Source organism: Microcoleus sp. Aus8_D2, from assembly GCF_036702665.1.
GTDB lineage: Bacteria > Cyanobacteriota > Cyanobacteriia > Cyanobacteriales > Microcoleaceae > Microcoleus.
This window is the reverse complement of sequence record NZ_JAUBUN010000030.1, coordinates 23,459-35,159: the sequence shown is the minus strand read 5'-3', so window position 1 is coordinate 35,159 and position 11,701 is coordinate 23,459. Positions and strand designations below refer to the sequence as shown.

The 11,701-nt window shown below is 47.1% G+C and carries 5 protein-coding genes and 1 pseudogene; 4 read left to right on the top strand and 2 right to left on the bottom strand.

The annotated features are described in order from the left end of the window. Positions 1 to 856: pseudogene (locus QUB64_RS21830) on the top strand (hypothetical protein); the annotation flags it as partial. Between the two features lie 406 nt (positions 857 to 1,262). Beyond that, on the top strand, positions 1,263 to 6,809 hold the full coding sequence (locus QUB64_RS21825; protein WP_333275430.1) for an ATP-binding sensor histidine kinase: 5,547 nt from the start codon (positions 1,263 to 1,265) through the stop codon (positions 6,807 to 6,809). Between the two features lie 102 nt (positions 6,810 to 6,911). On the opposite strand, the gene QUB64_RS21820 is transcribed toward QUB64_RS21825, so the two are convergent. Next, entirely contained in the window at positions 6,912 to 8,309 is a 1,398-nt protein-coding gene (locus QUB64_RS21820; protein WP_333275428.1) for an amidase, read from the bottom strand. 295 nt (positions 8,310 to 8,604) lie between these two features. Here QUB64_RS21820 and QUB64_RS21815 point away from each other — a divergent pair, with 295 nt between their 5' ends. Then, on the top strand, positions 8,605 to 9,873 hold the full coding sequence (locus QUB64_RS21815) for a type IV pilus twitching motility protein PilT (RefSeq protein ID WP_333275426.1): 1,269 nt from the start codon (positions 8,605 to 8,607) through the stop codon (positions 9,871 to 9,873). A gap of 304 nt (positions 9,874 to 10,177) precedes the next feature. After that, positions 10,178 to 10,981 carry a circadian clock KaiB family protein gene (locus QUB64_RS21810; RefSeq protein WP_333275424.1) on the top strand — a complete coding sequence of 268 codons (804 nt, stop codon included), beginning with the start codon at positions 10,178 to 10,180 and terminating at the stop codon, positions 10,979 to 10,981. Between the two features lie 10 nt (positions 10,982 to 10,991). Here the strand turns inward: QUB64_RS21810 and QUB64_RS21805 are convergent, their stop codons facing one another. Then, complete coding sequence (locus QUB64_RS21805) at positions 10,992 to 11,531, bottom strand: hypothetical protein (protein WP_333275421.1); 540 nt, start codon at positions 11,529 to 11,531, stop codon at positions 10,992 to 10,994. Positions 11,532 to 11,701: the final 170 nt, after the last annotated feature.

The following is an 11,701-nucleotide window of genomic DNA, read 5'->3' as shown; positions in this document are numbered from 1 at the left end:
GACACCGATCGTCCCGCCGACACCGCCGACACCGATCGTCACACCGCCGAAGCCAATTGTCACGCCGCCGACGCCGACACCGATTGTCACACCGCCGACGCCGACATCAATTGTCACGGCGACGCCTGCACCAAAACCGATCGTCTCACCAACACCGACGCCTGCACCGATTGACAGATCGACGGCGGTATCGACGGCGATCGACACACTGACATCACTTGTCACCTCGCTCTTGGGATCGATCGGCACACCGACTCCCGCACCGACGCCCGCACCGACTGGAACATCTGCGACGGCGACACCGATGCGGACACCGATCGCGATCGCAACACGAACACCTGTGTTTACCGAGCCACCAACTTCTGCACGCACAATCAGCGATTGTCCGTCTGGGAAAATGCCGATCGGGCGATCGACATCAGCGCCAGCATCAACTCCGATGTCTGTGAACCGCCAGCCTGAGCATGGATATGACCCCCTAACTTGTCCTCAGAAAAATCAAGTCAATTACCGCAGCAACAATCCAGCCCCGACGACTTGCAAGCCGGCGCTGACTCCCAAAGCGCCGACTGCCAAGCCGATCGCACATTCAGCACCTAATTGCAATTCTCTTGGGGGCGATCGGGATAACGATGACTTCTTAATCGGCAGCCCTAGAAATACCAACTGTGGCAGTCAACAGAGCGATCTGCTCCTAACTACCAAGTTTTCTTTGTTGGGTGCATCCTGTACTCCTGGAACTCCGCAACAATCCACATTGAATAATGTTCATAGTTTTGGTCTGACAACTCAGTTGCAATTTGGGCATTCAACATTAGTAAATACCGCATCTCAATGCCATATTCGCTTGATTTAGTAAGGCAATTGATTGCTACACAATTAAGTAGCTAGGTCAAAAAAGTTACCTGAAGCCCAAATCGTGACACAATACGGATACATGGATAAAAACATCATTAATTTATCCATGTATCCGTTTAATTCTATTTTTGTGTGTTTTTATTTATTAGTTTACTTGTCATATCCTGGACGGTCGATTACCATTAATATAGTAGGGGCCGGTGAGCCAACAATATCTGCCAATAATTTACAATCTCAAAAACCCGCCCCGACCGAGGTATCGCGGTCAATCGATCGTCCAGGATATGATATCGTTTCTGCCGACCTCGGCATCATAATTTTCCTGTGCGATCGTCCCAAGCGCATCATATCGTTTCCGCCAGTCTTTAAAAAATCAATTTACCTCAGCTATCAGGAGGATTTCAATGAATACACTGACACTTCCCGGCTACAAAATCACCACCTCAATCTCCGACGGGTTCAATACCAGCGTTTACCGGGGAATTAGACAGTCAGACGAAGAACCAGTCATCATCAAAATCCTCAAGGCAGAATTTCCCACCCTCGAACAAATTACCCGCTTAAAAAACGAATATAAAATTACTCAGCATTTACACGCAGACAGCATCGTCAAATATTACAGCCTCGAAACGTATCAAAACCGTCTCGCCCTGATTTCAGAAGATTTTGGCGGCAACTCCCTGGGTCAAATCATCTCAAAAAAGCTTGACTTAACAGCATTTTTAAACATTGGCATTCAGCTAGCATCAGCACTCAACTCGCTGCATCAAAACGGCATCATCCACAAAGACATCAAACCATCCAACATTATCATCAACCTGGAAACAGGAACAGTTAAACTCACCGACTTCAGTATCGCTTCCCGGCTGAGCAAAGAAACTCCCCAAATTAACAGCACTAACTTAGTTGAAGGTACAGTCGCCTATATGTCTCCCGAACAAACCGGGAGAATGAACCGCACCTTAGATTATCGCAGCGATTTCTATTCCCTCGGCGTCACATTTTACGAAATGCTGACAGGCGAATTGCCGTTTAACAGCAACGATATTTTAGAACTCGTACACTGTCATATTGCCAAACATCCCGCGCCACCTTGTGAATACAGCAGGAATCCAGAAAATAGCGATAAGATTCCGCAAGTTGTTTCGGATATTGTGATGAAGCTGTTGGCAAAAAATGCCGAAGATAGGTATCAAACTGCGGAGGGAATTCAAGCAGATTTAGAAAAGTGTTTGAATTCTTGGCAGACAACTGGGGAAATTGCTGATTTTGTACCGGGACAGTTCGATCGATCGCCACAACTGTCAATACCTCAAAAACTTTACGGGCGAGAAGCTGAAGTCGATCGCCTCCTAGCTGCTTTTGAACGAGTTAGCGGAATTTATCACGCGCAACCGTCAGAAAATGCGGAAAATCTCGTTCCTACTCCCCAAAGCGAAATAGTCCTAGTTTCCGGTTATTCTGGCATTGGCAAAACCGCCATTGTTAATGAAGTTCACAAGCCAATTGTGCGACAGCGCGGCTATTTTATCAACGGCAAATTTGACCAATTTAAGCGCAACATTCCCTATGCGGCTTTGATTCAAGCTTTCCAGTCCTTAATCGGGCAGTTGCTGACTGAAAGCCGCGAAAAATTGCAAGCTTGGCGAGAAAAGTTAGCGGCGGCTTTGGGTATAAATGGTGCAGTGATTGTTGATGTAATTCCAGAGATTGAACTAATTATTGGCAAACAGCCGGAAGTGCCACAACTGGGGGCTGCGGAATCTCAAAATCGGTTTAATCGAGTCTTCCAAGAGTTTATCGGCGTTTTCACTCGTCAAGAACATCCGCTGGTACTCTTTTTAGATGATTTGCAGTGGGCTGATTCGGCATCGCTGAATTTAATGCAGTTGTTGGTGGGCAATTCGGAAAGTCAATATCTGCTTTTGATCGGTGCTTATCGGGATAATGAAGTTAATCCGACTCATCCACTCGTGCAGGCGATCGACCAAATCGACAAAACGGGTACTCCCGTACATCATATCGTATTGCAACCGCTGGATTTCGCCAATGTCCACGAATTAATCGCCGATACCCTCACCGCTAACGACAAGCTGAGATTGCTGGCTGAGTTGATTTTCAACAAAACGGGCGGCAATCCTTTCTTCATCACGCAGCTTTTGCAAGCGCTTTATCAAGATAATCTGCTACACTTTGAATTTAGTAGCGGTTGCTGGCAGTGGGATTTAGCAGAGATTCAGGCGATCGGCATTACGGACAAAAGTGTCGTCGAATTGGTAGCCAGCCGCATCGAAAAACTGCCGCAAACCACGCAACAAGTGTTAAAATTGGCGGCTTGTATTGGCGACAAATTTACCCTCGACGTGTTGTCAATTGTCAGCGAAAAATCCCAGGCGCAAGCAGCTAGCGAACTCTGGGCGGCGCTACAAACTGGATTGGTTCTCCCATTAAGCAATGCTTACAAGATTCCGCTGGTTGGAGACTGGGGATTGGAGAATTTGCCGGGGCGGGCACAGGGGGGGCAGGCACGGGGGCACTGCCCCTACGAAGAATCCAAAATTGGCTACAAATTCCTGCACGACAGAGTACAACAAGCAGCTTATTCCCTGATTCCCGAGCAAGAAAAGCAAGCAACGCACCTCAAAATCGGTCAACTACTGCTCGAAAATACTCCCCCCTCCGAGATTGAAGAAAATGTCTTTGATATTGTCAATCAACTGAATGTCGGCGTTGAATTTATCACGCAAAAAGCCCAAAGATATCAACTGTCAAACCTGAATTTAATCGCAGGCAAAAAAGCTAAAGCATCCAATGCTTACGAAGCTGCTGTCAGGTATTTGAATGTCGGTTTGGAACTGATTACCTCCCCTCAATCTCCCGTTAGTGTACAGTCAAGTTGGCAGACTGATTATGACTTGACGCTGAACCTGCACGTAGAAGCAGCCGAAGCCGAATATCTAAATACTAACTTTGGGCGATCGCAAGAATTAGCTGATATCGTGTTGCAACAAGCTACAAATCTGCTTGACAAAATTAAAGGTTACGAACTGCAAATCCAGTCTTATATTTTTCAAAAGCAGCTTTTACAAGCCATAGATACTGGTTTACAAACTTTGGGAATACTGGGACTTTCCCTATCAGAAATCCCCCCAGAGGGTCTGGCTGGAATTAAGTTACCTCCACTTGAGAGACTAAACCAAATTCCAGTAATAACTGATGGCTATCAGTTGGCTATCATGCGGATACTTGCGATGCTGATTTCTCCGGTTTTTATCGCAAAATCAGAATTATTGCCACAGCTTATCTTAACCATGGTCAATTTTTCTTTGGAATGGGGTAATTCAGCAATTGGGGCGATCGCCTATAGTTGGTATGGTGTCCTGCTGACTGCGGCATTTGGAGAGATAGATGCTGGATATCATTCTGGACAGCTAGCTTTGAAGCTATTAGAAAAATTAAACGCCAAACAAATTAAATGTAGAGTATATATCACTTTTTACGCTTTCATATGGCACTGGAAAGAACATACCAAAGATACAGTTTTACCTTTAATAGATGCCATGCAAATCGGATTAGAAACAGGAGATATAGAATATAGTGTTTACGCTAGCTACAACAGTTGTATAAGTATGTTTTGCATTGGAGAAACCCTAAGCAATGTAGAGCAAAAACAATTGGAATACTTTGCTTTAGCACAGCAACTAAAACAAGAACTTGCCAAAGACTTACTGGAAATATGGGGACAACTTCTTCTAAACTTACAAAAAAAATCTGCAAATAAATTTCATGTAGCAGATGAAAGTCTTAATGAAAAAGAAATGTTGTCTCGACTCAAAAAAACAAATAACAACATGGGAATTTTTAATTTCCATTGTGCTAATACAGTCAATCATTACTTTTCAATAAGATACGTGGAAGCTGTCGCAAACGCATCTTTGGCTGCCGAATATTCACAAGCAGTTGTTGGCTTTCCGATCGTCTGCACGCACAATTTTTACTATTCCCTATCACTCCTCGCTGCGTATCGAACTGCTGACAATACAGAACCAGAAAAATACTTAATGCAAGTAGTAGCGAATCAAGCAAGAATGCAGCATTGGGCGCATCACGCCCCCATGAATTACCAGCACAAGTACGACTTGGTACAAGCAGAAACAGCGCGGATTTTAGGTAAAAATTGGGAAGCAGCAGATTATTATGACAAAGCCATTCAAGGAGCAAAAGAGCAGGGATACATCCAAGAAGCAGCACTCGCCAACGAACTTGCAGCCGAGTTTTATTTGGGTTGCAACAAAGACAAAATCGCTCAAGTCTATCTCACAGAAGCCTACTACGGTTACATCCACTGGGGAGCCATAGCCAAAGTCAAAGATTTAGAAGCCCGATATCCCCAATTAGTCGCCCAAACCCTCAACCGAGAAACCAAAACCCGCAATTTAACTGTCACGGCCACGACAACAACCACCAGCAGCGATTTTGGCAAAACCTTAGATATCGGCACATTCATCAAAGCATCTCAAGCTATTACCAGCGAAATTGTCCTGGATAAATTGCTCGCCAGTTTAATCAAAATTTTGTTGGAAAATGCCGCCGCTCAAAAAGCAGTGCTGATGCTGTACAAAGATGATAGTCTTTTGATACAAGCCACCTGTACGGCAGAGCAAAATCAAACCACCGTCTTGCAATCCCTGCCCGTTGAAATTAGTTCGGATTTGCCCGTCTCGATTGTAAACTATGTTGCCCGAACTCAAAAAGACTTGGTTTTAAACAGTGCAGTATCAAACGGCTTGTTTACCGCAGATCCGTATATTGTCAGCAGTCAGCCCAAGTCAATTCTTTGCAATCCCGTCATCTATCAGGGCCAACTCACAGGGATTCTTTACCTCGAAAATAACTTAGCAGCGGGTGCATTTTCTCCCGAAAGATTGCAAGTTTTAAAAGTGCTGACTTCTCAAGTCGCCATCGCCCTGGAAAATGCTAAACTCTACGCACAAGCCCAAGAAAAGTCACAGCAGCTAGAACAATCTTTGCACAAGTTGCAGCAAACCCAAGCTCAACTCGTGCAAACGGAAAAAATTTCAAGTTTGGGGCAGTTGGTAGCAGGAGTTGCTCACGAAGTCAATAATCCCGTGGGCTTTATTTCTGGGAATCTCCACCACGCTAATGATTATGTACGAGACTTGATTTGCATTGTCAATCTTTACCAGCAGCACTATCCCAATCCTGTGTCGCCAATTGTGGAAGCAGCAGAAGATATTGAACTCGATTATCTGATGGAAGATTTGCCGAAAATGCTGGGTTCTATGCAGCTAGGAACCGATCGCATTCGTGATATCATGCAATCATTGCGGAACTTCTCGCGCGTTGACGGCAACGACAAAAAATCTGCCGACATTCACGCAGGTATCGAGAGCACGTTAATGATTTTACAGCACCGCTTGAAAGCTAATGCGGAACGTCCGGCGATTCAAGTGATTAAGGAATACGGTGACTTACCTGCGGTTGAGTGCTACAGCGGACAACTCAATCAGGTGTTTATGAATTTGCTCGGAAATGCGATCGATGCTTTGGATGAGTCGAATCGCGATCGCGCTTACGCTGAAATTGCAAAGCATCCGAATATTATCACAGTTTGCACCGAAGTCAAGGAAAGTTCGGCAGCGGATTTTGTAACGGATGTAGCGGATGTAGCGGATGTAGCGGATGTAAGAGGCGACAAGACTGAGAGTTTTGCGGTGATTCGGATTAAGGATAATGGGCGGGGGATGGCTGAAACCACGCGGTGTAAATTGTTTGACCCGTTTTTTACTACTAAGCCGGAGGGGAAAGGGACGGGATTGGGTTTGTCGATTAGCTATCAAATTGTAGTCGAAAAGCACGGTGGTGCGATCGAGTGTATTTCGGAACCGGGAAAAGGTGCAGAATTTGTCATCACAATTCCCTTAAATTAGGCAATCTTAACCGGTTCGTAGTGAGGACTTTAGTCCGCATCCGGTTCGTAGTGAGGACTTTAGTCCGCATCAAAGAAAGGACTAAAGTCCGAACGATCAAACCTATTTAAAATCCAAAACCGGGAAAGGTTTCGCCGCTTCTATCTGCGCTGCTAAAGCAATTAAAGTTGCTTCCGCCGCCGGTCGCCCGATAATTTGAATTCCCACCGGCAAACCGTTATCATCTAAGATGGCTGGAAGTGCGATCGCAGGTAAACCGCTAGCATTAAACGGCGGACAAGGAGCAACCCAATTAATAATCCGCTGCAAAGTTTCCTCACAACTCAAATCTGCCCACTCACCAATCCCAATTGGCGAGTGCATATAAGTTGGCAAAACTAACACATCAAAATTTTCAAAGAATCCCACAATCCGCCGTGAAATCACCTGCATTTGATTCACCGCCCGCAAATATTCCCCAGCCGCAACAGTCCTTTCCAACAACCAGCGATTCATCGGTTCCAAAACCTTGCCTGGAATGCCGCTTGCACCCGCCCCAGACTGCCAAATTACCGTAAATGGTTCAATTAAACCGGTAAAATCCGGGCAGCCCGGTTCGACATCGTGACCCAAATCTGTCAGTAATTTTACGGTATCGAGTACCGCTTGCTGACACACAGGCGCGGCCTCGCCCACGGGGGCAATACTGGTAGAAAAAGCTATTCGCAGTTTGCCCAACTTTTCGCCGGCAGCCTCTAAAAACGTGGGATTTGGGTCTGGCAGCCAGTACGGATCGCCGGTGGTGTAGCCTGACATTACGTCCAACAGGGCGGCGGCGTCAGCGACGGTGCGGGCGAGAGGGCCGTTGGCAGAAATTCCGCTCAGATAATCTCCGACTGGTGCCCAGGAAACTCGCCCGCGTGACGGTTTAATGCCCACTAAACCGCAGGCGGAAGCTGGGCCTCGGATCGAACCGCCGCCGTCTGAACCTTGGGCGATCGCGCATAAACCCGCCGCTACGGCCGCCGCTGAGCCGCCGCTGGAACCTCCGGGCGTGTAGTCTAAATTCCAGGGATTGCGCGCGGGCCGGAAACCTGGGGGCTCGGTGTAAGGCAATGAGCCAATTTGAGAGGTTGCTGTTTTGCCCAGAATGTTAAATCCGGCTGCTTCGATCCGCCAGACTACTGACTCGTTGTAGGGAGATATGTTACCGTGCAAAGCCTGAACTCCGTAGGTACACGGAATGCCGGCAACTGGTGTCAAGTCTTTGATGCCGATCGGCACTCCGAAAAAAGGTGGCAATTCCTCTGACTTGTTTAAGCCTGCTAGGTGTTCGGTTTGCGCTGTCGCCAGCTCGATCGCCCGATCGGCCGTTACTGTGAAATAACTACCAAGCTGATGGTTGAATCGATCGATCCGTTCCAAGTACACATTGGCAATTTCTAGGGGCGAAATTTCCCGAGCGCGGATCGACTTCGCCAAATCCAGGGCTGAACTAAAAGCCCGATCGACAGAATTCATACGTGTAAGTCCTCAATAGTTCGGCAAAGTATCTATTTATACATTTTCTTGAGAAAAAGTCTTTCCCTTTAAAAAAATTTTGAAAAATGTCGAAAATCCATATTCGATTGTAGGGCTAGAGCGATCGCCCGCGTGCAAACAGCAGAATATTTCCTTACTGCGACCCCCTCTTGAGATAAACTGATCTGAACAGTTAAGCTTTTGTGCAAGAAACGCACTTCGGGCGATCGGCATCGTCCAACTTCCACAAATCATCTGTTCGAGTCAGCCTTCTCACCAAATTAAGGTAGCGCATATGACACAACAGCATCCGCCAGCTCCTCGTCCGCCCGTACCCGGAGCTCCCCCACCCCCAGGGCTGCCGCGCCCTCCAGCTCCAGGTATTCCCAGAGCAGCAGGAATGCCACCAGCACCGCCCCCCGCACCCGCAGCGCCACCCGCAGCGCCGCCATCGGCACCAGCACCCCAATCAACCGCCACACCTAAAAATTCCAGCAACAACAAAATTCCAACTTTAAAAGAGTTGGTAATGCGAGCCAAAGAAGAAGGAGTATCGGATCTTCACCTCGGAGTCAACGAATTCCCGCGCTTCCGAAACCGGGGCGAGATAGCCGACATCGGCTATCCACCGTCGGATTTAGATACGTTTTTTGGCTGGCTGCGCGAGTGCATGAGCGATGAAGAAATTGAAATTTTCCAAAAAACCCTAGACTTTGACGGCGCTTTCGACTTCGGCTTCGTCCGCATTCGGATCAGTTGCATGGACTCCTTGGCCGGCCCGGCGATGGTGCTGCGGCTAATTCCTGCCAAAATATTGACAATGGAGGAATTAAACCTGCCGCAAGTCTTTAAGAAAATATGTGGCTACCACAAAGGGCTGATTTTGGTGACGGGCCCCACAGGTTCGGGCAAATCTACCACCTTGGCCGCCATGATCGACTACATCAACAAAAATAAAGCCTACAACATCATCACGATCGAAGACCCGGTAGAATTCGTACACGAAAGCAAAAAATCCTTGATCAAGCACCGGGAAGTGGGCAGACACACGCTCAAGTTTATGAATGCTCTCAAAGGCGCTCTGCGGCAAGACCCGGATATGCTGCTAGTAGGAGAAATTCGGGACAGAGAAACGGTGGAAATCGCCCTCAAAGCCTCTCAGACAGGTCACTTAGTTGCAGGAACCCTGCACACCAACAGTGCGGTTAAAACCCTGAACCGGATTCTGGATATGTTCGGGGCGGAAGAACAGGAGGCCATACGGGTGTCAATTTCCGAATCCCTAGTGGCGATTATTGCTCAACTGCTCTGCAAAACCACAGACGGCAAGCGGGCTGCTTTCCACGACGTGATGATCAATACCGACGTGGTTAAGGAATACATTCTGAAGGGCCAGAATGAGGAAATCAATCAAATCATGATCAAAGATACTTATGAAGGCATGACGACGATGAATAAGTCGCTCTACGGCCTTTATCAAGAAGGTAGAATTACTGAAGAACTGGCTGTAGAAAACTCGCCGTTCCCCAACGAAATGGCTCAGATGCTTCGAGGTCGAGTCTAAAGATCGAGTGTTAACTGTTAATAGTTAACTATAGGGCTGACATAGGAGTGTCCAGAAACCGGGTTTTTCAACGAAAAGACTTGCCTGAAACCCTCAATCTCGTTTGAAAAACCCGGTTTCTTTGTGGGCGAGTGCGTCCAGGACTAAACTATTAACAGTTAAGTAGGTAAGGGCAAAAAACTATCTTGCAGGGGCGGGCGCGAGCTAAGAATCTATGAGACAAGCGAGTTATGGAGTGCAAACCCGCCCTGTCCATCTAATGTTTATTTGTAAGGGGCTACTTAAATTTAATTGGTGTACTTAATTGAAAGTCGATCGCCCGATTTTACCGGAATTTTTTAAAGGCATTGCACTGTTTACACCAGGGGGAGACTTAATCTATTCCATAGACTCCCGCAAGCAAGCTCAGTGGCACTTGCAGTTGTGCGTAGCCCTACAGCAGATACTCGGTTTGTCGGAGCCCCCACATTTTCTGATACCATGCTACACCGCAACAGTTGACTGCTGGCGCGATCGCACCAATGGACAGTTGCGGGTGGCTGCCGAGGCATACCCCCCCGTGCTGCGACATCAAACGCTGCTAAATGCGATTTTTGGCACTGGGGACTTGGTTTGGGAGGCCCGCAGCGACGAAATCTGCGAACCAATGGCGATCGCCACTTATCACGAACAATTCCCCGAACTTTGGGAAAATCACGACTTAGTTATACAGTATCCGATCGCCCAAGGTCGATCGGACTCCCATAGTTCCACGATCGTACCTCCCTCGCGCTTTGCGCAATCTGGGATCTTACCGCGAACCAAACCAAAAACAATCACCCCACCGCCACCAACCCAAGGGTACGTTTTGCGGCTGTTTGTTTCCGGGAGCAACCCCAACACCGAACGCACCCTGGAAACTTTATACCAATTCCTAGAGCAATGTCTCGATCGCCCCTACACTTTGAAAGTAATCGATGTGTTGAAACATCCCGAACAAGCAGAAGCAGATCAGATTTCAGCAACTCCCACTTTAATTAAAATCTGGCCCAAACCCTTGCGGCGAATAGTCGGCGAACTGAACGATGCCGAAACAATCGTGCGGCTGCTGAGCAATTCGGAATTTTAGATTTGGGCGATTATTGAATACTGGCGATCGCGGGTTGACTAACCATCGAATTTACAACATTTAGCAATTGCCGCTGAGACACTGCATTCCCTGCTACTGCTACGGCATATCTGAGTCCTTCCTGCTCCCAAAAAATACTTTTACCACCACTTTTTACCAAATAGTAGCCGTGAATTCCACCCCTCAAATGAACTGGCGAAATATCCTTATCTGTCGGAGGCCAACTTTTAGAATTAGGCGGTGAAAGTACAGCCAAAACTCCTACTGTGCAAGATGAAGAATTAGCAGATGCAGCGCAGTCCGGCTTAATTCCGATGTTAATTTTAAATACTTTACCATCTGACTCAATGAAAGGATAAAGCTGTATCCCAGTGGCGGGCATTGACGAAGGCAGCCGCATCTTCAAGCCTTTTGGCAGTTGGCGGCGAATATCGTCAATCAGCGGTCTAAAAACGGGGGCTGGTTTGGCGATCGCGCCTTCCACCGCTAACCAACCGCATCCTAACACTGTCAGACTGACTAAACCGGTGAACAGAGCTTTCAACTTCATTGATATATTCCCAGAAAATAACCGTTTAATAATACAGCAACAAACTATCGAATTCGCCTCACCCAACAGCATGACTTATTTCCGTAACATGAGGTATACTTGGTAATTGGTAATTAATAATTAGTGATTCGTCATCGCTCGCCTATGTACCTCAATTACTTAATAATCGC

Bases quoted from the DNA above. Each gene is read 5' to 3' on its own strand.
- QUB64_RS21805 (WP_333275421.1), bottom strand. From the start codon at position 11,531: ATGAAGTTGAAAGCTCTGTTCACCGGTTTAGTCAGTCTGACAGTGTTA.
- QUB64_RS21820 (WP_333275428.1), bottom strand. From the start codon at position 8,309: ATGAATTCTGTCGATCGGGCTTTTAGTTCAGCCCTGGATTTGGCGAAG.
- QUB64_RS21815 (WP_333275426.1), top strand. From the start codon at position 8,605: ATGACACAACAGCATCCGCCAGCTCCTCGTCCGCCCGTACCCGGAGCT.
- QUB64_RS21825 (WP_333275430.1), top strand. From the start codon at position 1,263: ATGAATACACTGACACTTCCCGGCTACAAAATCACCACCTCAATCTCC.